This window comes from Streptomyces sp. NPDC002809 (assembly GCF_040295435.1).
GTDB lineage: Bacteria > Actinomycetota > Actinomycetes > Streptomycetales > Streptomycetaceae > Streptomyces.
Genome location: NZ_JBEOVJ010000052.1, coordinates 1 through 21019, shown reverse-complemented (window position 1 = coordinate 21019; position 21019 = coordinate 1). Strand labels below are relative to the sequence as shown.

22 protein-coding genes and 1 tRNA gene are annotated in these 21019 nt (G+C 71.2%); 7 read left to right on the top strand and 16 right to left on the bottom strand.

Annotated features, from left to right (window positions below):
- The first annotated feature begins 127 nt into the window (after positions 1-127).
- Together ABT025_RS26305 and ABT025_RS26300 are read left to right on the top strand one after the other, a co-directional pair.
- Positions 128-1405, top strand: coding sequence for an amidohydrolase family protein (locus ABT025_RS26305; RefSeq protein ID WP_350999274.1), 1278 nt, complete (start codon positions 128-130; stop codon positions 1403-1405).
- A gap of 34 nt (positions 1406-1439) precedes the next feature.
- Positions 1440-2096, top strand: coding sequence for an SDR family oxidoreductase (locus ABT025_RS26300; protein WP_350999272.1), 657 nt, complete (start codon positions 1440-1442; stop codon positions 2094-2096).
- A 159-nt stretch (positions 2097-2255) separates the two neighbouring features.
- On the opposite strand, the gene ABT025_RS26295 is transcribed toward ABT025_RS26300, so the two are convergent.
- Entirely contained in the window at positions 2256-2705 is a 450-nt protein-coding gene (locus ABT025_RS26295; RefSeq protein ID WP_350999270.1) for a 2-thiouracil desulfurase family protein, read from the bottom strand.
- 64 nt (positions 2706-2769) lie between these two features.
- A tRNA-Tyr gene (locus tag ABT025_RS26290) sits at positions 2770-2851 on the bottom strand.
- Positions 2852-3065: 214 nt separating this feature from the next.
- Between ABT025_RS26290 and ABT025_RS26285 the strand changes: the two genes are divergently transcribed.
- The 3 genes from ABT025_RS26285 to ABT025_RS26275 all read left to right on the top strand — a co-directional run bounded on the left by ABT025_RS26285 (position 3066) and on the right by ABT025_RS26275 (position 4936).
- Positions 3066-3554, top strand: a complete 489-nt coding sequence (locus tag ABT025_RS26285) for a YajQ family cyclic di-GMP-binding protein (protein WP_350999268.1) — start codon at positions 3066-3068, stop codon at positions 3552-3554.
- A gap of 150 nt (positions 3555-3704) precedes the next feature.
- Positions 3705-4223: a methylated-DNA--[protein]-cysteine S-methyltransferase gene (locus tag ABT025_RS26280; RefSeq protein ID WP_350999265.1), complete on the top strand. Its 519-nt coding sequence runs from the start codon at positions 3705-3707 to the stop codon at positions 4221-4223.
- Complete coding sequence (locus ABT025_RS26275; protein ID WP_350999262.1) at positions 4223-4936, top strand: alpha-ketoglutarate-dependent dioxygenase AlkB family protein; 714 nt, start codon at positions 4223-4225, stop codon at positions 4934-4936. The genes ABT025_RS26280 and ABT025_RS26275 overlap by 1 nt, the downstream gene beginning before the upstream one ends.
- Here the strand turns inward: ABT025_RS26275 and ABT025_RS26270 are convergent.
- The 14 genes from ABT025_RS26270 to ABT025_RS26205 all read right to left on the bottom strand — a co-directional run bounded on the left by ABT025_RS26270 (position 4897) and on the right by ABT025_RS26205 (position 17773).
- Positions 4897-5175: a GlsB/YeaQ/YmgE family stress response membrane protein gene (locus ABT025_RS26270; protein ID WP_350999259.1), complete on the bottom strand. Its 279-nt coding sequence runs from the start codon at positions 5173-5175 to the stop codon at positions 4897-4899. The two genes, ABT025_RS26275 and ABT025_RS26270, sit on opposite strands and share 40 nt — an antisense overlap.
- 111 nt (positions 5176-5286) lie before the next feature.
- Positions 5287-5679, bottom strand: coding sequence for a YccF domain-containing protein (locus tag ABT025_RS26265; protein WP_350999256.1), 393 nt, complete (start codon positions 5677-5679; stop codon positions 5287-5289).
- Entirely contained in the window at positions 5676-6539 is an 864-nt protein-coding gene (gene htpX / locus ABT025_RS26260; RefSeq protein ID WP_350999254.1) for a zinc metalloprotease HtpX, read from the bottom strand. Before htpX ends, ABT025_RS26265 begins: the two co-directional genes overlap by 4 nt.
- 195 nt (positions 6540-6734) lie before the next feature.
- On the bottom strand, positions 6735-7199 hold the full coding sequence (mscL, locus tag ABT025_RS26255; protein WP_350999251.1) for a large conductance mechanosensitive channel protein MscL: 465 nt from the start codon (positions 7197-7199) through the stop codon (positions 6735-6737).
- Between the two features lie 115 nt (positions 7200-7314).
- The gene (locus tag ABT025_RS26250; protein WP_502972031.1) at positions 7315-8898 is read right to left on the bottom strand and encodes an NADH-quinone oxidoreductase subunit N; all 1584 of its coding nucleotides are present in this window, start codon (positions 8896-8898) and stop codon (positions 7315-7317) included.
- Complete coding sequence (locus ABT025_RS26245) at positions 8895-10445, bottom strand: complex I subunit 4 family protein (RefSeq protein WP_350999353.1); 1551 nt, start codon at positions 10443-10445, stop codon at positions 8895-8897. The genes ABT025_RS26250 and ABT025_RS26245 overlap by 4 nt, the downstream gene beginning before the upstream one ends.
- A gap of 27 nt (positions 10446-10472) precedes the next feature.
- Positions 10473-12473: an NADH-quinone oxidoreductase subunit 5 family protein gene (locus ABT025_RS26240; protein ID WP_350999248.1), complete on the bottom strand. Its 2001-nt coding sequence runs from the start codon at positions 12471-12473 to the stop codon at positions 10473-10475.
- On the bottom strand, positions 12470-12895 hold the full coding sequence (gene nuoK, locus ABT025_RS26235) for an NADH-quinone oxidoreductase subunit NuoK (protein WP_350999246.1): 426 nt from the start codon (positions 12893-12895) through the stop codon (positions 12470-12472). The genes ABT025_RS26240 and nuoK overlap by 4 nt, the downstream gene beginning before the upstream one ends.
- Entirely contained in the window at positions 12895-13578 is a 684-nt protein-coding gene (locus ABT025_RS26230) for an NADH-quinone oxidoreductase subunit J family protein (RefSeq protein ID WP_502972030.1), read from the bottom strand. The genes nuoK and ABT025_RS26230 overlap by 1 nt, the downstream gene beginning before the upstream one ends.
- The gene (locus ABT025_RS26225) at positions 13575-14105 is read right to left on the bottom strand and encodes a 4Fe-4S binding protein (protein ID WP_350999347.1); all 531 of its coding nucleotides are present in this window, start codon (positions 14103-14105) and stop codon (positions 13575-13577) included. Before ABT025_RS26225 ends, ABT025_RS26230 begins: the two co-directional genes overlap by 4 nt.
- A gap of 77 nt (positions 14106-14182) precedes the next feature.
- The gene (locus ABT025_RS26220) at positions 14183-15154 is read right to left on the bottom strand and encodes a complex I subunit 1/NuoH family protein (protein WP_350999245.1); all 972 of its coding nucleotides are present in this window, start codon (positions 15152-15154) and stop codon (positions 14183-14185) included.
- Entirely contained in the window at positions 15151-16668 is a 1518-nt protein-coding gene (locus ABT025_RS26215; protein ID WP_350999242.1) for an NADH-quinone oxidoreductase subunit C, read from the bottom strand. The genes ABT025_RS26220 and ABT025_RS26215 overlap by 4 nt, the downstream gene beginning before the upstream one ends.
- Positions 16665-17381, bottom strand: coding sequence for an NADH-quinone oxidoreductase subunit B (locus tag ABT025_RS26210; RefSeq protein WP_350999239.1), 717 nt, complete (start codon positions 17379-17381; stop codon positions 16665-16667). Before ABT025_RS26210 ends, ABT025_RS26215 begins: the two co-directional genes overlap by 4 nt.
- Positions 17372-17773: an NADH-quinone oxidoreductase subunit A gene (locus ABT025_RS26205; protein ID WP_350999345.1), complete on the bottom strand. Its 402-nt coding sequence runs from the start codon at positions 17771-17773 to the stop codon at positions 17372-17374. The genes ABT025_RS26210 and ABT025_RS26205 overlap by 10 nt, the downstream gene beginning before the upstream one ends.
- Positions 17774-17953: 180 nt before the next feature.
- Between ABT025_RS26205 and ABT025_RS26200 the strand changes: the two genes are divergently transcribed.
- Together ABT025_RS26200 and ABT025_RS26195 are read left to right on the top strand one after the other, a co-directional pair.
- Positions 17954-19156 carry a sensor histidine kinase gene (locus ABT025_RS26200; protein WP_350999236.1) on the top strand — a complete coding sequence of 401 codons (1203 nt, stop codon included), beginning with the start codon at positions 17954-17956 and terminating at the stop codon, positions 19154-19156.
- A gap of 351 nt (positions 19157-19507) precedes the next feature.
- Positions 19508-20863, top strand: coding sequence for a sensor histidine kinase (locus ABT025_RS26195; RefSeq protein ID WP_350999234.1), 1356 nt, complete (start codon positions 19508-19510; stop codon positions 20861-20863).
- Positions 20864-21019 lie beyond the last annotated feature (156 nt).

Here is a 21019-nt window from a genome sequence, read left to right as displayed (position 1 = left end):
GATGCGGACGCTCCTCCGCCTTGCGATGCACCGCATCCGACGCCGCGCGCTGATCCACCACGGATTACGGGACAGCCCTTAGGCTCGACTCACTCTGTGTGATCTTGTCCCCCTTCCAGGAGCCGCGATGCCCGACAGTCAGCCGCGGCCGCCGGACGACCACGCGGCCGATGCCACCCGCAGCCGGGAGAGCTCCGCGCTGACACTCTGCGGCGCCCGTCTCACCGACGGCCGCATCGTGGACGTACGGCTCGACGGCAGCCGCATCGAGGCCGTCGGCACCGCCGGCAGCCTCGTCGCGCCCGGCGCGCGGGTGGACCTGCGCGGCCATCTGCTGCTCCCCGCCCCCGCCGAACCGCACGCCCACAGCGACACCGCGCTCACCGCCGACGGCGCCGGACCCGACGCTCCCGGACCACCCTCACAGCACCCCGACGACGTCCAGCGACGGGCCACCGAGGCCGCGTTGCTGCAGCTCGGCCACGGCGCGACCGCCCTGCGCTCGCACGTACGGATCGGCGACATACGGGGCCTCGGCGCCCTCGAAGCCGTTCTGCAGGCCCGCCGCTCGCTGCGCGGGCTCGCCGATCTGACCGCCGTCGCCGTCCCCCGGCTGCTCACCGGCGTCGCGGGCGCCGGCAATCTGGCGATGCTCCGCGACGCGCTCAAAATGGGGGCCGGAACAGTCGGCGGCTGCCCCGACCTGGATCCGGACCCGACGGGGTACGCGGAGGCCGTCCTGGAGGTCGCCGCCGAGCACGGCTGCCCCGTCGACCTGCACACGGACAGTGACGATCCCGCCAGGCTGGCCCGGTTCGCGGCGATGGCCGGCGGAATGCGGCAAGGGGTCTCCCTGGGGCCCTGCGCCGGCCTCTCCCGGCTTCCCGCGGAGGCCGCCGCCCGCGCCGCCGACCAGCTCGCCGCAGCCGGTGTGACGGTGATCTGCCTCCCCCAGGGCGGCTGCTCCGGGGCAGAGCGCCGGGGCACGGCTCCGGTACGGCTGCTGCGCGCGGCCGGGGTGCGGGTCGCAGCGGGCAGCGGAGCGCTGCGCGACCTCACCAACCCGGTGGGACGCGGCGACCCGCTGGAGGCCGCCTTCCTGCTGGCCTCGCAGAGCGGGCTCCGGGCCGAGCAGGCCTACGAGGCGGTCTCCGCGGAGGCCAGACGCGCCATGGGGCTGCCCGAGGTGAGGGTCGAGGCGGGCTTCCCCGCGGAGCTGCTCGCCGTGCGCGGGGAGCAGCTGGCCGGGGTGCTCTCGCTGGCGTACAGCCGGATCGTGGTGCACCGCGGCAGGGTGGTCGCCCGGACCAGTGCGGTGCGCGAGTACTGCGACCCGGATGCGGACGGCTCGTTCGGGCTGCCGCGCCAGGGCAGGCCGGATTCCGGGACCTGCGGCGGGCCTTGAGCGCGGCGGCGCTCACCGGCGTACCGTCGACTCCATGCGCATTGTCATCGCAGGTGGACATGGTCAGATCGCGCTGCGGCTGGAGCGGCTGCTCGCTGCGCGCGGGGATGAGGCGGTAGGCGTCATCCGCAACCCGCAGCAGAGTGAGGACCTACGGGCGGCGGGCGCCGAACCCGTGGTCCTGGACCTCGAATCGGCCACCGTGGAGCAGACCGCCGAGGTGCTGCGCGGCGCCGACGCGGTGGTCTTCGCGGCCGGTGCGGGCCCCGACAGCGGCACGAGCCGCAAGGACACCGTGGACCGCGGGGCCGCGGTGCTCTTCGCGGACGCGGCGCAGCAGGCGGGGGTGCGGCGCTACGTCGTGGTCTCGTCCATGGGCGCCGACCCGGACCACCCGGGCGACGAGGTGTTCGACGTCTATCTGCGGGCCAAGGGGGCGGCGGACGCGTATGTGCGCTCCAGCCCGGCCCTCGACTGGACGATCCTGCGCCCCGGGATGCTGACCAACGACGCGGGCACCGGGCAGGTCCTCCTCGCCGCGTCGACCGGGCGCGGCCCGGTACCGCGCGACGACGTGGCGGCGGCGCTCGTGGAGCTGCTTGACACCCCGGCCACGGCGGGGCTGACGCTGGAACTGATCTCGGGCAACGTGCCGGTGTCGGTCGCGGTGAAGGACATCGCGGGAAACTGACACCGGGCGGACAGTGCGCCGGTGACGGCCCGGGTGGGGAACTGACACCGGGCAGTGTGCCGGTGAAGGCCCGGGTGAGGAACTGACACCGGGCAGTGTGCCGGTGACGGCCGGCGCGGGGACGGTTTCCGTTCCGCGTCACCGTCCCGGCCGACCCGGTCAGTCGCCCGCCGCGGGACGGACCGTGATGCCGTGCCGCTCCAGCAGAGCGGCGGTGACCCCGTCGCCCTCGCGCAGCTCGCCGGCGAACGTACCGTCATAGACCGTCCCACGCCCGCACGAAGGGCTGCGGGCCATCAGCAGCGCCTCGGTGCAGCCCGCCCCGCGCGCCGCCTCCAGCGCCCGCCTGGCGCCGTCCACGAACGCCTCGGTGACATCGTGTCCGGTGTCGTCCACGACGCGCGCCCGGCCGTCCAGCACGTCGTGGCCGTCGCCGCCGATGATCTCGGCGGGGCGGCGGGGCGTGGGCAGTCCGGCGGCGACCTCGGGACAGAAGGCCACCGGCCGTCGCCCGCCGAGGGCCGCGGTCATCTCCGCGGAGGCCTTGCCCCGTCCGTCGAACCGGCAGGGCACACCCCGCAGACACGCGCTGACCAGTACGGATTCCATGTTCACGTCCTTGTCGCGGCACAACAGAGAAGGCCCCCGTCCAAAGGACGGGGGCCTTGCTATGTGGCGGCGCCAGGGTTCGAACCTGGGTAGGCTGAGCCGGCAGATTTACAGTCTGCTCCCTTTGGCCACTCGGGCACACCGCCAAGGGATGTTGCCGTGAGACCCGCCTTGCGGCGGCGCTCGGTGGCAACGACGTAAACGATACCTGATGCCCGGGGGTGCTACGCCACTGGATTGACCAGCGGCCTCGACGGGCACGGGTGGCTAGGCTTGGTCGGCGGCGTGGTGCCTGCGGGCTCTGCGACCGCCCCTGTAAGCACTTCCTTTCCAGCACCCCGATACAAGGAGCCACACGTCATGGCCGACTCCAGTTTCGACATCGTCTCGAAGGTCGAGCGGCAGGAGGTCGACAACGCCCTCAACCAGGCCGCCAAGGAGATCTCTCAGCGTTACGACTTCAAGGGCACCGGAGCGTCGATCTCCTGGTCCGGCGAGAAGATCCTGATGGAGGCGAGCGGCGAGGAGCGGGTCAAGGCGATCCTCGACATCTTCCAGTCCAAGCTGATCAAGCGCGGCATCTCGCTGAAGTCGCTGGACGCGGGCGAGCCGCAGCTGTCCGGCAAGGAGTACAAGCTGTTCTGCACGATCGAGGAAGGCATCTCCCAGGAGAACGCCAAGAAGGTCGCGAAGATCATTCGCGACGAGGGTCCCAAGGGCGTCAAGGCTCAGGTCCAGGGCGACGAGCTGCGGGTCAGCTCGAAGAGCCGGGACGACCTGCAGGCCGTGCAGGCGCTGGTGAAGGGCCAGGACTTCGACTTCGACGTCCAGTTCGCGAACTACCGGTAGGAAGCGGCAGTCCGGGCACGGGGCGGAATGCGTCGCTCCGTGCCCGGACTGCATGTCCGAATACCGCCGGTCGCGGCGGTTCGGGCGGCGCAGACTGGTCCGTGGCAGCCGGTGGTCCGGCGGGCCGACGGACGAGGAGAGGGACGAGTCATGACCATGTACGCGACGGTCGACAGCCCGCTGGGCGAGCTGCTGCTGGTCGGCGAGGAGGCCGCGGGGCCCGTCGGTTCCGCAGCGGGGACCGCTCTCGTCTCGCTCTCCCTGCCGGGCCAGAAGGGCGCGGCGGTGGTTCAGGACGGCTGGGTCCATGAGCCCGCGGCGTTCGGCGGGATCGCCACGCAGCTGCGGGAGTACTTCGAGGGGCGGCGGACCCGCTTCGACCTCCTGTACGCCGACGGCCGCGGCACGGACTTCCAGCGCCGCGTGTGGGCCGCCCTGGACGGTGTTCCGTACGGGGAGACGGTCTCGTACGGACAGATCGCCGAACGGGTGGGCTCCTCGGGGGCGGGGGTCCGGGCCGTGGGTACGGCGATCGGGCGCAATCCGCTGCTCGTCGTGCGGCCGTGCCACCGGGTGATCGGCGCGGACGGGGCGCTGCGGGGTTACGCCGGCGGCCTGGAGCGCAAGGAGCAGCTTCTGGGGCTCGAGGGTGCCCTGGCAGCACGCTGATGACCGGGCTCTTCCCCCGGCCGCGGGCCGTGATCGCACCGGGCGCCGTGCATGTGCCGGAGTGGCTATCCCCCGAGCAGCAGCGGGAGTTGGTGGCGGCGTGCCGTGAGTGGGCGCGTGGGCCCGTTCCGCTGCGGCACACGGCGTTGCCGGGCGGCGGGGTGATGTCCGTGCGGACCGTGTGCCTGGGGTGGCACTGGCAGCCGTACCGGTACACCCGCACGGCGGACGACGTGAACGGTGCGCCGGTCGCCGCGTTTCCCGAGTGGCTCGCGGAGTTGGGGCGGGCTGCGGTGGCGGAGGCGTACGGGCCGGAGTCCCCGGTCCGGACGTACGCGCCCGACGCGGCGCTGATCAACTTCTACGACGACGCGGCCCGGATGGGCATGCACCAGGACAAGGAGGAGCGGTCCGGTGCCCCCGTCGTGTCGCTCAGCATCGGCGACACCTGCGTCTTCCGCTTCGGCAACACGGAGAGCCGGGGGCAGCCCTGGACGGACGTGGAATTGGCCTCCGGGGACCTGTTCGTCTTCGGCGGGCCGTCGCGCACGGCGTTCCACGGAGTGCCGAGAATCCGTCCCGGAACAGCGGGTCCCGGGACGGGGATGCGCGGCGGCCGGCTCAATCTGACGCTGCGCGAGACGGGGCTCGGCACCCCGGAGGACCAGGGGCGTCAGCGGCGTTCGCGGGAGTTCCCGAACAGCAGCCGGTAGGCGATCAGCAGGACGAGAGAGCCGCCGATGGCCGAGACCCAGGTCGCCGGGTCGAGGATGTCCTCGTTGTCGATCGAGCGGTCCAGGAAACGCGTCGCTATCCAGCCACCGAGGAACGCGCCGACGATCCCGATGAGGGTCGTCCCCACGAGACCGCCGGGGTCGCGGCCCGGCAGCAGCACCTTGGCGATGACGCCGGCGACAAGCCCAAGAATGATCCAGAGAATAATGGTGGTCATGCGTGCGAACCTACCCGTCACTCGGTCTTGGAATCCAAGACGTTCGAGTCGGCCGGGCGGTTGCGGTGCACCGGGTGTGAACTGGCCGTACTCCGTGCACCGCCCGTTTCGCTACCAGCCGGCGAACTCGTCGTCGGTGGAGACGATCTCCTTGCCGAACGGCATCAGCGAGACCGGGATCAGCTTGAAGTTGGCGATGCCCAGCGGGATGCCGATGATCGTGATGCACAGGGCGATGCCGGTGGTGATGTGACCGAGCGCCAGCCACCAGCCGGCGAGGACCAGCCAGAGCACGTTGCCGACGCAGGAGGGCGCGCCCGCGTCCCGGCGGTCGACGACGCGGTGGCCGAAGGGCCACAGGGCGTAGAGACCGATGCGGAAGGCCGCCAGGCCGAACGGGATGCCGATGATCGTGATGCACAGCAGGAGTCCCGCGAGCAGGTAGCCGAGGAACATCCAGAAGCCGCACAGGACCAGCCAAATGACGTTCAGAATTGTCTTCACGGTCGATGACCTGCCATCTGCTCGAGTCGGGCGATGCGCTCGGCCATGGGCGGGTGGGTCGAGAACATCTTGGACATGCCCTGTCCGGGGCGGAACGGATTCGCGATCATCATGTGACTCGCGGTCTCGATCCGGGGCTCGGGGGGCAGCGGGAGCCGTTTGGTGCCGGCGTCCAGCTTCCGCAGAGCGCTGGCCAGGGCCAGCGGGTCGCCGGTCAGCTGGGCACCCGAGGCGTCCGCCTCGTACTCACGGGAGCGGCTCACGGCCAATTGGATCACGGATGCGGCGAGCGGGCCCAGGATCATGATCAGGAGCATTCCGAGGATGCCGGGGCCCTCGTCGTCGTTGGAGCGGCCGATCGGGATAAGCCAGGCGAAGTTGACCAGGAACATGACGACGGAGGCGAGTGCTCCGGCAACGGACGAGATCAGGATGTCGCGGTTGTAGACATGGCTGAGCTCATGGCCGAGGACGCCTCGCAGTTCCCGCTCGTCCAGGATCTGCAGGATGCCTTCGGTGCAGCAGACCGCGGCGTTGCGCGGGTTGCGGCCGGTCGCGAAGGCGTTGGGTGCCTGGGTCGGGGAGATGTAGAGCCGTGGCATGGGCTGGCGGGCCGCGGTGGAGAGCTCACGGACCATGCGGTAGAGCTGGGGCGCCTCGAACTCGCTCACCGGGCGGGCGCGCATGGCCCGCAGTGCCAGCTTGTCGCTGTTCCAGTAGGCGTAGGCGTTGGTGCCGAGGGCTACGAGGAGCGCGACGATCAGGCCCGTACGTCCGAAGAAGCTGCCGATGACGATGATGAGTGCGGAGAGACCACCGAGGAGTACGGCGGTTCTCAGCCCGTTGTGCCGGCGGTGCACGGTACGCCCTCCAAGTGGTGCAGCAGGGGAACCCTTGCTTGGTGGTGCTCCACTCCCCAGTGGAGCCTCCCGTACTGGTCAACGCCAGGCGGGGAAAGCTAGTTCCCTTGTGCTCACCGCCGCGGGGCCCGGCCCGCTCCGGGCGTTCGTACCGGAGCGGACCGTAGGCCGTACGGGTGGAGGCGTGCCCCCGGGTCAGCGCTGGACGGGCAGTTTCGCGAGCGCCAGGGCCTCGGGGTCGGGCTCGACCTCGCTGGTGCAGTGGGCGCAGCGGGAGGCGACGGCGGGGATCGCCGTGTAGCAGCGGGGGCAGTCGCGCAGGGCGGCCTTGATGTCGACCTGTTCCTGGTCCTTCTTCGCGGTGAAGCGGTCCTGGACCTTGGCCATGGGCATGACGACGCAGAAGTAGAGGACCGCGGCCGTGATGAGGAAGGCGATGGCGGCGCTGACGAAGAGACCGTAGGGGAAGGTCACACCGTCGAACTTGAAGTGGGCCTTGCTGAAGTCGCCCGTTCCGCGGGTGATGATGCCGATCAGCGGCACGATGAACGCGTTGCTGAACCCGGTGACGACCGCGGTGAACGCCGCTCCGACGGCGAGGCCGATCGCCATGGAGATCACGTTTCCGCGAAGGATGAAGTCCTTGAACCCGTTCAGCACCGCTTCTGGCTCCTCTGTTGTGATGTGAAGGTCGTATGCGCCGCGCGCGGGCATGACCTTGCCCTGTGCGGACCTCCGGGGGCAAACCGATCTTGGAGTCGTCGGAAACAGGACCTCAGAACAGGTTGACGCCGGCGAACCTGAGCACGGTCTGCGGGGCGCCCGACAGGGCGATGCCGGCGACGGCGGTGAGAACGATCGCGACGGTGAGCGGTGCCGGGGTGCGGTGGCGGGTGACGGGCTGCTCCGTACCGTCTTCGGCGGGGCTGCGGAACAGGGCCGCGGTCCACCGGAGGTAGTAGTAGAGCGCGATCACGACGTTCACGGCCATGACGACGGCGAGCCAGCCGAGTCCGGCGTCGACGGCTGCGGAGAAGACCGTGACCTTGGCGAAGAGTCCGATGATGCCCGGCGGGAGTCCGGCCAGGCAGAGCAGGAAGAAGCCCATCGCGAGGGCGGCGAGCGGGCGCGTGGCGTACAGACCGCGGTAGTCGGTGAGGCGGTTGCCGGGGTGGGTACGGGCGACGAGGGCGGCCACCGCGAACGCGCCGAGGTTCACGACGGCGTACATCAGGGCGTACGCGACGGTGGAGCCGATCTGGCGGTCCCCGGCGTACGCGGCCGCGGCGATCGGCACCAGGAGGTAGCCGGCCTGGGCGACGGACGACCAGGCGAGCAGGCGTACGGCACTGCGGGCGCGGGTGGCGCTCTGGCGCAGCGCCGCGACGTTGCCGACGGTCATGGTCAGTGCGGCGAGGACGGCGAGGGCGGGGCCCCAGACGTCCGAGTACGAGGGGAAGGCGACCACGGTGACGAGGATGAGGCCGGAGAAGCCGACCGCCTTGCCGACGACCGAGAGGTAGGCGGCGATCGGCAGAGGGGCACCGACGTAGGTGTCGGGGACCCAGAAGTGGAACGGTGCGGCGGCGGTCTTGAAGGCGAAGCCGACGAGGGTGAGGGCGACGCCCGCCTCGGCGAGGGTGGAGAGCTGTCCTGGCACGTCGTCGAGGCGGGTGGCGATCTCCGTGAGGTGGAGGGTGCCGGTCGCCGCGTACACGAAGCTGACGCCGAGGAGCATCACGGCGGTCGCGACGACGGAGGAGAGGAAGAACTTCAGTGCCGCCTCGGACGAGCGCCGGTCGCCGCGCTTGATGCCCACGAGGGCGAAGGCGGGCAGCGAGGCGACTTCGAGGGCGACGACGAGCGTGGCGAGGTCGCGGGCGGCGGGCAGGAGAGCGGCGCCCGCGGCGGAGGACAGCAGCAGGAACCAGAACTCGCCGGCCGGCAGCTTGCGGGTGTCGCCGATGGAGAGCAGGGCGGTGAGCAGGGCGCCGCCGAGTACGAGGGCCTGGATGACCAGGGTGAAGTGGTCGGCGGTGTAGCTGCAGGCGCGGGTGCCGGTGGTGAGGCAGAAGGTGGAGCGGTCGCCTTCGTGCAGCGGAATGACGAGCGCGAGCGCGGCGACGAGTCCGGCGACGGCGCCGTAGCCGAGGAGCGGTTTGCGTGCCGCGGGGACGAAGAGGTCGGCGACCAGTACGACGAGGGCGACGACCGCGACGGTGACCGGGGGCGCGATCGCGAGCCAGTCGACGGACTGGACGAGGCTGGTGACGCTGCTCCCGGCCGCCGACTGGACGAAGCCGGTGCTCCCGGCCGCCGACTGGACGAGGCCGGTGGTGCTCTCGGCCGCTGTGGTCACGACTTGCCTCCTGCGAGGAGCTTCTGCACGGCCGGGTCGGTGAGGCCGAGGAGGACGGCGGGCCACAGTCCTGCGAGGACGGTGAGGGCCGCGAGGGGGGTCCAGGCGGCGAATTCGTAGCTCTGGACGTCGGCGATCGGGTGCGGTTCCTCGCGCTTGGCGCCCATGCAGACGCGGCGTACGACGACGAGCAGATACGCGGCGGTGAGCAGGGTGCCGAACGCGGCGATGGACATGAAGGTCAGGAAGGCCGGGCGGCTCAGTCCCTCGGCGGGGTCGAATGCGCCGAACAGGGTGAGCATCTCGCCCCAGAATCCGGCGAGCCCGGGCAGGCCGAGGGACGCGATCGCGGCGAACGCCAGGAGGCCGCCGAGGCGGGGCGCGCGGCCGTAGAGGGCGGCCCCTGTGGCACCGGCGAGGGTGTCGAGGTCTGCGGTGCCGTACCGGTCCTTGACCGCGCCGACCAGGAAGAACAGCAGGCCGGTGATGAGTCCGTGGGCGATGTTGGCGAAGAGCGCGCCGTTGACGCCGGTGGGGGTCATGCTCGCGATGCCGAGCAGGACGAAGCCCATGTGGCCGACGGAGGAGTACGCGATCAGCCGCTTCAGGTCGCCCTTGGCGCCGGGCCTGGCGAGGGCCAGGCAGGCGAGCGATCCGTAGATGATGCCGACGACCGCGAACGCCGCGAGGTAGGGCGCGAAGGTGCGCATGCCGTCGGGAGCGATCGGGAGCAGGATCCGGACGAATCCGTACGTGCCCATCTTCAGCATGACGCCCGCGAGGAGGACTGACCCGACGGTCGGGGCGGCGGTGTGGGCGTCGGGGAGCCAGCTGTGCAGCGGCCACATCGGCGTCTTGACCGCGAGCCCGATGCCGATCGCGAGAACGGCGACGACCTGCACGGACGAGGTGAGGCCGCGGCCGTTGTCAGTGGCGAGTGCCACCATGTCGAAGGTGCCGCTCTCCAGTCCGACGAGGAGCAGGCCCAGCAGCATGACGACCGAGCCGAGCAGGGTGTAGAGGATGAACTTCCAGGCGGCTGCCTGCTTCTGTGCACCGCCCCAGCGGGCGATGAGGAAGTACATCGGGATGAGCACCATCTCGAACGCCAGGAAGAACAGCAGCAGATCGAGGACGGCGAAGGTCGCGAGGGTGCCCGACTCGAGGACGAGGATCAGCGCGACGAAGGCCTTCGGGGAGGGGCCCTCGGGCATTTTGAAGTAGCTGTAGAGCGCGCAGAGGAAGGTCAGCAGCGCGGTCAGTACGAGGAGGGGGAGCGAGATGCCGTCGATGCCGAGATGGATGCGGACGTCGAGCGCCGGGATCCAGCTGATGTCGGTGGTGGCCTGCATCTTCGACGGGTGGTCGTGGTCGAAGCCGGCGGCCAGCACGATCGCCGCGATCAGGATCACGCCGGTGACGGTCACACCGTGGCGGAGCACGGCCTGGTCCGGGTTCCTGCCCTTCAGCCCGGGCGGGGCCGGGAGCAGAGCGGCGACGGCTCCGAGGAGCGGGGCGACGACGATGAACGCCAGAAGGAACTGCATCACGGATGCGCTGATATCGATCACGGCTCACGACCCGGCGTTGACGTTGGCGAAGACGATGGCGGCGACCGCCAGGACCAGCGAACCGGCGAGCAGTGCGCTGAGGTAGGTCTGCACGTTGCCGGTCTGCGCGCGGCGGACGGCGGTGCCGAGCCAGCGTGCGCCGGTGGCGGAGCCGCGTACGTACGTCTCGACGACCTCGCGGTCCAGGAAGCGGACGAGGCTCGCCGCGGCCAGGACGGGGCGGACGAACAGGGCCGCGTACAGGGCGTCCAGGTGGAAGCCGGTGGCCGCGTGGCGGTGGAGCGGGCCGAGCAGCAGGCGGCCGGGGTCGGCCGGGTCGGGGGCGTCACCGGCGGTTCCGTAGGCGGCGGTGTGGCTCTCCATGGCTTCGACCTCGACGAGGGCGGGTTCCGCGTCGGGGTGGGCGACGACCGAGCCCATGGGGGTGCGGGCGGCGAGTGCCGTGGTGTGGCGCCAGGCTCCGTAGGTGACGAGACCGCCGACGAGACCGACGCCGGTGGACAGTACGGCGGTGGTCAGCGACGGGGTGAGGCTGTGGCCGTCGAACCAGTCGGTGATCACTCCGACGGTCAGGCCGAAGGCCATGGTGGGGACGGCCAGTACCCACAGGACCGAGGTCATGGCGACGGGCTGCCTGCCGTGGTCGGGGGCGTCGGCGCCGCGGCCGCGGAAGGCGAGGAGCCAGAGGCGGATGGCGTACGCGGCGGTGAGCACGGCGGCCAGGAGGCCGGCGACGAGAACGGTCCAGCCGGCCGCGGCCGGGGCGACGTGCCGTTCGCCCAGCGCGGTGTGCTCGGCGGCGACGAGGACGGCTTCCTTGGAGAAGAAGCCGGCGAACGGCGGGATGGCGGCGAGCGCGAGGAGGGCGACCGTCATCGTCCAGTAGGCGTCGGGGATGCGCTTGGCCAGGCCGCCCATGCGGGACATGGCGGCCAGTGAGTTGGTGCCAGCGGCGTGGATGACGACGCCCGCCGCGAGGAAGAGAACCGCTTTGAACGCACCGTGCGAGATGAGGTGGAAGACGGCGGCGCCGCGGTCCCCGACGGCCAGGGCGCCGGACATGTAGCCGAGCTGGCCGATGGTCGAGTACGCGAGGACGCGTTTGATGTCGTCCTGGGCGAGGGCTGCGAGTCCGGAGCCGATCATCGTGACGGCTGCCATCACGGCGAGGACGACGAGGGCGGCACCGGACTCGGCGAAGACGGGAAGGAGCCGGGCCACGAAGTAGATACCGGCGGCGACCATCGTCGCCGCGTGGATCAGCGCGGAGACGGGGGTGGGGCCGGCCATCGCGTCGGGCAGCCAGGTGTGAAGAGGGAACTGCGCGGACTTGCCGGCGACACCGGCGAGCAGGAGCAGGGCGATCAGGGTGGGGTGGTCGAGGCCGCCGTGGGCGACGGCACCCAGGATGCCGGTGATGCGGAAGGTACCGGTGTCGGCGGCGAGGGCGAACAGGCCGATGAGGAAGGGGACGTCGCCGAGCTTGGTGACCAGGAAGGCCTTGAGGGAGGCGGCGCGCGCCTCGGGCGTCTCCCAGTAGTGGCCGACCAGGAAGTACGAGCAGATACCCATGATCTCCCAGCCGACCAGGAGCACCATCAGGTCGCCGGAGTAGACGACGAGCAGCATCGCGGAGGTGAAGAGGGAGACGAGGGCCGCGTACGAGGGATAGCGGGGGTCGTCGCGCAGATAAGCGGTCGAGTAGATCTGCACGCAGCTCGCGACGAGGGTGACCAGGACGGCGACCAGGACGGCGAAGCCGTCGAGGTGCAGCGCGAGGTCGATCGGGACCGAGCCGGTGGGGGTGAGCTGGGTCGAGGCGTCGATGGCCGGTCCGCCGCCCTGGCGTGCGGCGACGACTGAGGCGACGACGAGGGAGGCGAGGGAGGGCAACACGGCGATCGGGCGGACGAAGCCCGGTGCGGTGCGGCCGAGGAGGAGGCCGGCCGCCGCGCCCAGGAACGGGAGAAGGGGGACGAGGGCGGCGAGGGTCGTGGTGGTCACGCGGTGGCCTCTGCCTTCTTTGCCTTCCCTGCCGGAGCAGTGGCCTGGTCTTCGGTGCCGTTGCCGGTGCCTGTGGGGTCGTCGCTGTCGCCGTCCGGGAGCGTCTCGGCGTCGTCGGTCTCGGCGGTGTCGCGGAGGCGGTCGATGTCGGAGCTGCCGCGGTTGCGGTACACGGCCAGGACGATCGCCAGGCCGATGCCGATCTCCGCCGCCGCGATGGCGATGGTGAAGAGGGTGAGGGCCTGGCCGGAGTGCAGGGCGTCGCGGAGCCAGACGTCGAAGGCGACGAGATTGAGGTTGACGGCGTTGAGCATCAGCTCGACGGACATCAGGACGAGGATCGCGTTGCGTCGGGCGAGCACCCCGTACAGCCCGGTGCAGAAGAGGAGGGCGGCGAGCACGGCGGGATAGGCGAGGTGCATCAGCTCTTGTCCTCTCGGCTCGTGTTCTCTCGGCTCATGTTCTTCCGGCCCGCGCTCTCCGGGCTCTCCTTCTTCCGGCCCGCGCTCTCCGGGCTCTCCTGCTCCCGGCCCTTGCGGGACAGGACGATCGCGCCGACGAGGGCGGCGAGCAGGAGAACGGAGAGCGCTTCGAAGGGGAGCACCCAGTGCCGGAAGAGGAAGGAACCGGTGGCCTCGGTGGAGCCCTGGGCCGGCCCGTCAAGCTCGATCCAGGTGGTCCGGAAGGCGTCCACGACGATCCAGACGAGGGTGCCGGCCGCGGCTGCGGCGACCGCGAGGGCGGCCCACCGGTTCTCGGAGTCGGCGTCCGGGGAGCGGCCGATGGGGGCCCGGGTGAGCATCAGGCCGAACAGGAGGAGGACGACCACGGAACCGACGTAGATCAGTACCTGCACCCAGGCGATGAACTCCGCGGTGAGCAGGAGGTACTCGACGGCGAGACCGCCGAGCGCCACGATCAGCCAGAGGGCGGCATGCACCAGCTGCCTGGTCGTGACCGTCACGAGGGCCGCGCCGAGGGTGGCGATGCCAACGAGGACGAAGGCGATCTCGATCCCGGTCGGGGAGAGGAAGCCGGGGTGGCTCGCGGTGGCGAGGACGGGACCGGAGGTGGCGCCGAGTACGGTGCCGGCGGCGGTGATCACGCCTGTCCTTCCTGGTCCGTCGGGGCGGGCGGGGCGGCCTCGGCCGCTGCTTCCTGTTCGCGCTGGGTACGGAGCTTGTCCGCCGCCTTGCGGGCGGCGGCGATCTCCTTCGGCTCCTCGGCAGCCGGGTCGAGGGCCGGCGGCTCGGGAACCGTCCACATCCAGTCGCGCAGTTTGTCGCGCTCATGGGTGAGTTCGAGGATGTCCGTCTCCGCGTACTCGAACTCCGGCGACCAGAACAGCGCGTCGAACGGGCACACCTCGATGCAGATACCGCAGTACATACAGAGGGAGAAGTCGATCGCGAAGCGGTCCAGCACGTTGCGGCTGCGCTCGCGGCCGCCCGGGACCGCTGCGGGCACGGTCTCCTTGTGGGAGTCGATGTAGATGCACCAGTCCGGGCACTCACGTGCGCAGAGCATGCAGACGGTGCAGTTCTCCTCGAACAACGCGATGACGCCGCGGGAGCGGGGCGGGAGTTCGGGCTGCACGTCCGGGTACTGGGCGGTGACGGTCTTCTTCGTCATCGTCCGCAGAGTGACGGCGAGGCCCTTGGCCAGGCCTGCGCCGGGGATGCGGGGCCGGGAGGGCGGGGGTGATGCGGTCACTGGTTGATCGCCACCTTCACGATGCCGGTGAGCGCGATCTGCGCGAGAGCGAGCGGGATGAGTGTGGTCCAGGCGAGCTTCTGGAGCTGGTCCTCGCGCAGCCGGGGATAGCTGACGCGCAGCCAGATGACGACGAAGGCGAGGATGCCGGTCTTCAGGAGAGTCCAGACCCAGCCGAGCCCGTCGGCGCCCAGCGGTCCGTGCCAGCCGCCCAGGAAGAGGACGGTGGTGAGTCCGCACAGCACGACGATGCCCGCGTACTCGGCGAGCAGGAAGAGCGCGAAGCGGAGGCCGGTGTACTCGGTGTACGCGCCGAAGATGATCTCCGAGTCGGCGACCGGCATGTCGAAGGGCGGGCGCTGGAGCTCGGCGAGTCCGGCCACGAAGAAGACCAGGGCACCGACGATCTGCCAGGGCAGCCACCACCACTCGAAGGCGTTGAGGATGCCGGGGAGGGAGACGGTGCCTGCCGCCATCGCCACGGAGGCGGCGGCGAGCAGCATCGGCAGCTCGTACGCGAGCAGTTGCGCGGCGGTACGGAGGCCGCCGAGCAGCGAGAACTTGTTGGCGGATGCCCAGCCCGCCATGAGGGAGCCGAGCACGCCGACGCCCATGACGGCGAGCACGAAGAAGATGCCCGCGTCGACGACCTGGCCGACCGCGCCCTCACTGGGCCCGATCGGGATCGCGACGAGAACGAGGAGGTACGGCAGCAGCGCGACGGCGGGCGCGATCTGGAAGACCCGGCGGTCGGCCTCGGCCGGGACGATGTCTTCCTTCTGCGCGAACTTCACGCCGTCCGCGACGAGCTGGGCCCAGCCGTGGAAACCACCGGCGTACATGGGGCCGAGGCGACCCTGCATGTGGGCCATCACCTTGTGCTCGGCCTGGCCCACGACGAGCGGGACGACCATGAACACGGCGAAGACGATGACGAGGCGAAGGGCGACGTCCAGTACGTCGTTCACTCGGAATCGCCTCCGGTCGGGGGCTCAGGGGGCTTGGGGGGCGTGGGAGGCGTGGAGGGCTTGAGGGGGCCGGGGGGCATGGGTGGCCGCTCGGTGGGTGGTTCAGGGGTCGGCGCGGGTGCCGGGTCGGGGGTCGCGTCACCGGCCGGGGCGTCGGTCGAGGCGTCGGGGCCCGCGTCGTCGGTCGGGGCGTCGGTCGAGGCGTCGGGGCCCGCGTCGTCGGTCGGGGCGTCGGGGGTGCCGCTGCGCGGGGCTTGTCCCCCACCCTCCCCTTCCCGAACCGAGGGTTCCGCCCCCGGGTCCCCGCTCCTCAAACGCCGGAGGGGCTGGGAGGAACCGGAAGCACCGGGTTCGCGGGGCGCGGCAGCTTCAACGGAACCACCGGACTCGCTGGAATCGCCCGAGCCACCCGAGCCATTGGACCCATCGGACCCATCGGCTTCACCGGCTTCACCGGACCCACGGGGTTCGCCGGACCCACGGGGTTCACCGGACCCACCGGCTTCACCGGCTTCACCGGCCTCACCGGACCCACCTCCCCCACCAGACCCACCAGACCCACCGGGCTCACCTGCCCCGCCGGACGGCTCGTCGAATGCCGGGCGGGCGTCGTGCCACGGCGCTTCCGGGGTCCTTGGTGCGGACGGGGCCGTGTCCTGAGGGTCCTTCGGCTCCTCGCCCGAGGGCGCCGAGGGCGCCGAGGGCGCCGGGGGCACCGGCGTCTGCTGGCTGGCCGAGCCCTGGGACGCGGTGCGGGTGCGGCGTGCGGGCGCCGTCCGGGGTGCCGGCTCGGTGTCCGTGGCCTCGGTCGGTGCCGCCGGAGGCTGCTGGGCCGCCGAGCCGTCGCTCGCGCTGCGGGTGCGGCGGGCCGGGCGGTCGCCCGCGGGCCTGGCCGCACGCGCCGGGCGGGCGGGGGCAGGCGGGAGCTGGCCCTTCAGGGGGCCCCATTCGTTCGGGTCGGGCACACCGGGCGGCAGCATCGTGCGGCGCTTCGGGCCGCCGTGCTCCGACTCGCCCGGCTCCTTCGCACCCGGCCAGGCCTTCGCCACGCGTGCCGCGAGGACGAAGTCCTTGCGCAGGGGGTGGCCCTCGAAGCCCTCGGGCAGCAGCAGCGGGACCAGGTGCGGGTGGCCCTCGAAAGCGATGCCGAACATCTCGTGGGTCTCGCGCTCGTGCCAGGCGGCCCCCGCGTACACGTCGATCGCGGTGGGCAGCACGGCCGCATCGTGCGGCACGGTCGTGCGGACCAGCAGCCGCCGGACGCTGCCGCCCGCGGCCGGCAGCGCGGCGACATGGGCGCAGACCCGGAACCCGGTGCCCGGTTCGTCCACGGCGCTCAGCCAGTCGAAGTAGGTGCAGCCGAGCTCGCCGCGCGCGGTCTCGAGGGCGGCGGTCCAGGAGGCGGGGGGCACGTCGACGGTCAGCAGTTCGTACGCCTGCTCCGCCGTGGCATGCTCACCGAACAGCTCGGTGACGGCGTCCGGCAGACGGTCGTACTTCTCGGCGGCGGTCACTTCCCCTCCTCCCCCGACGAACCCGGCGAACCCGGAGCGGCCGGGCCGGACGACGCGGACGAGCCGGGCGACGAACCCGGTGCGGGCGGCGCGGCGACGAGTCCGCTGCGCAGCGCGGCGGTGGAGGGGCGGCTGCCGCCGCCGGTCGCGTATCGCTCGCCCAGCGACTCGCGCGCGATCTTCTCCTGAAGTTTGAGGATGCCCTGGAGCAGGGCCTCCGGCCGGGGCGGGCAGCCGGGCACGTAGACGTCGACCGGGATGATCTGGTCGACGCCCTTCGTCACGGAGTACGAGTCCCAGTACGGGCCACCGCAGTTGGAGCAGGCGCCGAAGGAGATGACGTACTTGGGCTCGGGCATCTGCTCGTACAGCCGCTTCACCGCGGGCGCCATCTTGTCCGTCACCGTGCCGGAGACGATCATGAGGTCGGCCTGGCGGGGGCCCGGGGCGAAGGGGATCACGCCGAGCCGGATGAAGTCGTGGCGCGCCATGGAGGCTGCGATGAATTCGATGGCGCAGCAGGCGAGTCCGAAGTTGAAGACCCAGAGGCTGTAGCGGCGGCCCCAGTTGAGGACCACCTTCATCGGCTCCGGCGCCAGCCGGGACAGCACGCCAAGGCGCTTCGGCTCCGGGAGGAACGTGGGTACGGGTTCGGCGTCCACCTCCGGGCCGGGGTGCGGGTGGCCGGAGGACGACGGGCTCGTCACGTCCATTCGAGGACGCCCTTCTTCCATGCGTAGAGCAGTCCCACGGCCAGGAAACCGAGGAAGATGAACATTTCCACCAGCGTCGTCGCGCCGTATCCGGGCGCGGCGAAGACGGTCGCCCACGGGAACAGGAAGATCGAGTCGACGGCGAAGATCACGTACAGGAAGGCGTAGACGTAGTAGCGGACCTGGGTGTGTGCCCAGCCCTCTCCCACGGGGTCCACGCCGCATTCGTAGGTGAGGAGCTTCTCCGGCGTCGGCACCACGGGACGCAGCAGCCGGCTGGCTCCGAAGGCGACGGCGACGAACAGCACGCCGATCACCGCGAGCACTCCGACCACCGAGTAGCTCTGGAAGTAGTCCGACGCGAGAACGGTCGATCCCGGCAGGTCCGTCACGTCCGTCACGTCCGCCCCCTCGCTCCCTCGAAACCTGTCCGACGATCTGTACGCACGGGAGTCTAGGCCCTGTAAAGGGACGGTAAGCAGTTGCGTCGGGCAACTGGTAGGGATATCCCTACTTCGCCCCCACCCACGAGCCCCATGGCGTCGGGGGGCCGGGCCCGGCAGGCTGGACACATGACCATGAGCCCCCAGGTACCCGACCACGACGGGCCGCCTCCTGTCCGCTTCGCCTTCGACCGGTGGACGTGGAAGGAGATCGCCCATCTCCTCTCCAATCTCCCGATGGCGATCGCCGGATTCGTCTACACCGTGCTGATGGTCGCCATCGGTGTGGGGCTGGCGGTCACGGTGATCGGTCTGCCGCTGCTGGCGCTGGGGCTCCAGGGTGCCCGCCTGCTGGGGCGGGCCGAGCGGGGCCGGGCACGGGGGCTCCTCGGGCTTCGGATCGACGAGCCGAGTCCGATATCCCGGGTCACCCGGGAGGACGGGTTCTTCACGTGGCTGTGGTCGAGCCTCAAGGACCCGGTCGGCTGGCGTGCGGTGCTGTACTCCTTCATGCGGCTGCCGTGGGGGGTGGTCACGTTCGTGGTGACGCTGGTGAGCCTCTTCGTCCTGTGGCCCGTACTCCCCTATACGGCACGGTTCCTGACCAACGCCGATCGCGGCATGGTGCGAGGGCTGCTGTCCCCCTCCGACGAGCTGGAGCGCCGGATCGCCGAGCTGGAGTCGGACCGCGGTGTCGTCGTGGACACGGCCGCCGCTGACCTGCGCCGCATCGAGCGCGATCTGCACGACGGGGCGCAGGCCCGGCTCGTCGCCCTCGCCATGGGGCTCGGCCTGGCGAAGGAGAAGCTGACGGACGACCCGGAGGCCGCGGCCAGGATGGTCGACGAGGCGCACGGCGAGGTGAAGGTGGCCCTTCAGGAGCTGCGTGATCTCGCCCGTGGCATCCACCCGGCCGTCCTCACCGACCGCGGCCTCGACGCCGCCCTGTCAGCCATCGCCTCCCGCTGCACCGTCCCCGTCACCGTGGGGGTGGATCTGCCGGGGCGGCCGGCGCAGGCCATCGAGGGCATCGCCTACTTCACCGTCTCCGAGCTCCTGCAGAACGTCAGCAAGCACAGCGGGGCCCGCTCGGCATCCGTCGATGTATGGCGCGCGGCGGACCGGCTGCTGATCCGGGTCACCGACGACGGCCGGGGCGGAGCCTCGATGGACGGCGGTACGGGGATGGCGGGGCTCGCCGAGCGGCTGGGGGCTGTCGACGGGCTGTTCGTCCTCGACTCCCCGGCCGGCGGCCCGACGACCGTCACCGCGGAGCTGCCCTGGCGCGATCGGGAGAGCGAGAAGACCGTGGCCGGCGCCCCTGCGGCCTGACCCCGGCAGCCGGCCGGTCCGACCCCGGCAGCCGACGGGGCCGGGGTGGGGAAAACCCCCGGCCGAAGAGGGATACCGCCCTCATGGTGCGGGGGCGCGCCGCCCAGCACTCTTGAAGCAGGCACACGGCAGCAGCCCCGCCGACGCAGCCGTACACGCAGCCGAACACTCAGACGTACTGCGCCGACGCACCACACAGATGCGCCGTACACGCAGAGGCACCGCACAGAGGCACCGCACAGAAGCACCATGCGGACGTACACACGGGCGCACCGCACGGGTGCGCCACACAGACGCACCACGCAGAAGCAGACGCAGCAGAAGCAGACGTGGAAGAAACGGACGGAACCCATGGCCACGGCATACGGACCGGACACACGGGACCCCCAGCGGCAGGGCAGCGGTCCGGGGGACCACCTCGCGAAGAAGCACGTCCTGCCGGCCGTGCTGCGTGCCCCCTTCGAGGCTCGGGCCTGGCGCGAGTTCGTCTATCTGATGCTGAGCCTGCCGATCAGCATCGTGCTGTTCGTCTTCGCGGTCACCATGACCTCGGTGGGCGCCGGACTGCTCATCACCTTCCTGGGGATCCCGGTCCTGGCCGCGGGCCTGACCATGTGCCGCGGCTTCGGTGTGCTGGAGCGGGCCCGGGCGCGTGGTCTGCTGAAGCTCGACGTGGCCGACCCCGCGCCGGTACGGGGCAGGACCGGCGGTCCGATGTCCTGGATGGGGGCGGTCCTGAAGAGCGGGGTGTCCTGGCGGCACCTGCTCTACACGCTGCTGCACTTCCCGTGGGCGGTCTTCGCGTTCGGCGTCTCGCTGACGCTGTGGTCATGGGGCTGGGCGGCCTTCACGTACCCGTTGTGGCACTGGGTCTTCCCCGCCTACACGGGGGTCGACGGGGTTCAGCTGTACGGCGACGCCAACCACCGGGTCTACCTGGACTCGTCCGTCGAGCTTGCTCTGACCAGCGCCTTCGGTCTGGTCTTCGTCCTGGTCACGCCATGGATCATGCGCGGTCTGACCTCGGTGGACCGGCTGATGGTGGCCGGCCTGCTGGGCCCGTCGCGGCTGGCGACGCGTGTCACGGAGCTGGAGTCGGACCGCGGTGTGGTCGTCGACACGGCCGCCGCTGACCTGCGCCGCATCGAGCGCGACCTGCACGACGGGGCGCAGGCCCGGCTCGTTGCCCTCGCCATGGATCTGGGGCTGGCGAAGGAGAAGCTGACCGCCGATCCGGAGGCAGCGGCCAAGATGGTCGACGAGGCCCACGGCGAGGTGAAGGTCGCTCTCCAGGAGTTGCGCGACCTGGCCCGTGGCATCCACCCCGCCGTCCTCACCGACCGCGGCCTCGACGCCGCGCTCTCCGCCATCGCCTCCCGCTGCACCGTCCCCGTCACGGTCGAGGTCGATCTGTCGGCCCGTCCCGCACAGGCCATCGAGGGCATCGCCTACTTCACCGTCTCCGAACTCCTGCAGAACGTCAGCAAGCACGCCCGTGCCACCCGCGCGTCGGTCGACGTGTGGAGGTCGGCGGACCGGCTGATGCTCCAGGTCTGCGACAACGGGCGCGGTGGCGCCGACCTGACGTCGGGCAGCGGTCTGGCCGGTCTGACCGAGCGGCTTGACGCGGTGGACGGGATCCTCGTCGTCGAGTCCCCCGTGGGCGGCCCGACGAAGGTCACGGCCGAGCTCCCCTGGCGTGGCTGAACCTCCGGCTTCCCTTCCCGTACCCGGCCGCCGGGCGGACCCGCACACCGGGCCGCCCCGCGGCCGGGCGGTCCGTCCGGGGGCCGGACCGACCCGGCGCAACCCAGCGCACGAGCGCGGCGTCCCGGCCGGTACTGGGAGGCGGGGGATCGGAAG

What these genes read in the sequence shown, in the direction of transcription:
- ABT025_RS26305 (WP_350999274.1), top strand. Translation starts at nt 128, where the DNA reads ATGCCCGACAGTCAGCCGCGGCCGCCGGACGACCACGCGGCCGATGCC.
- ABT025_RS26300 (WP_350999272.1), top strand. Translation starts at nt 1,440, where the DNA reads ATGCGCATTGTCATCGCAGGTGGACATGGTCAGATCGCGCTGCGGCTG.
- ABT025_RS26295 (WP_350999270.1), bottom strand. Translation starts at nt 2,705, where the DNA reads ATGGAATCCGTACTGGTCAGCGCGTGTCTGCGGGGTGTGCCCTGCCGG.
- ABT025_RS26285 (WP_350999268.1), top strand. Translation starts at nt 3,066, where the DNA reads ATGGCCGACTCCAGTTTCGACATCGTCTCGAAGGTCGAGCGGCAGGAG.
- ABT025_RS26280 (WP_350999265.1), top strand. Translation starts at nt 3,705, where the DNA reads ATGACCATGTACGCGACGGTCGACAGCCCGCTGGGCGAGCTGCTGCTG.
- ABT025_RS26275 (WP_350999262.1), top strand. Translation starts at nt 4,223, where the DNA reads ATGACCGGGCTCTTCCCCCGGCCGCGGGCCGTGATCGCACCGGGCGCC.
- ABT025_RS26270 (WP_350999259.1), bottom strand. Translation starts at nt 5,175, where the DNA reads ATGACCACCATTATTCTCTGGATCATTCTTGGGCTTGTCGCCGGCGTC.
- ABT025_RS26245 (WP_350999353.1), bottom strand. Translation starts at nt 10,445, where the DNA reads ATGCAGTTCCTTCTGGCGTTCATCGTCGTCGCCCCGCTCCTCGGAGCC.
- nuoK (WP_350999246.1), bottom strand. Translation starts at nt 12,895, where the DNA reads ATGCACCTCGCCTATCCCGCCGTGCTCGCCGCCCTCCTCTTCTGCACC.
- ABT025_RS26225 (WP_350999347.1), bottom strand. Translation starts at nt 14,105, where the DNA reads ATGACGAAGAAGACCGTCACCGCCCAGTACCCGGACGTGCAGCCCGAA.
- ABT025_RS26210 (WP_350999239.1), bottom strand. Translation starts at nt 17,381, where the DNA reads ATGGACGTGACGAGCCCGTCGTCCTCCGGCCACCCGCACCCCGGCCCG.
- ABT025_RS26200 (WP_350999236.1), top strand. Translation starts at nt 17,954, where the DNA reads ATGACCATGAGCCCCCAGGTACCCGACCACGACGGGCCGCCTCCTGTC.
- ABT025_RS26195 (WP_350999234.1), top strand. Translation starts at nt 19,508, where the DNA reads ATGGCCACGGCATACGGACCGGACACACGGGACCCCCAGCGGCAGGGC.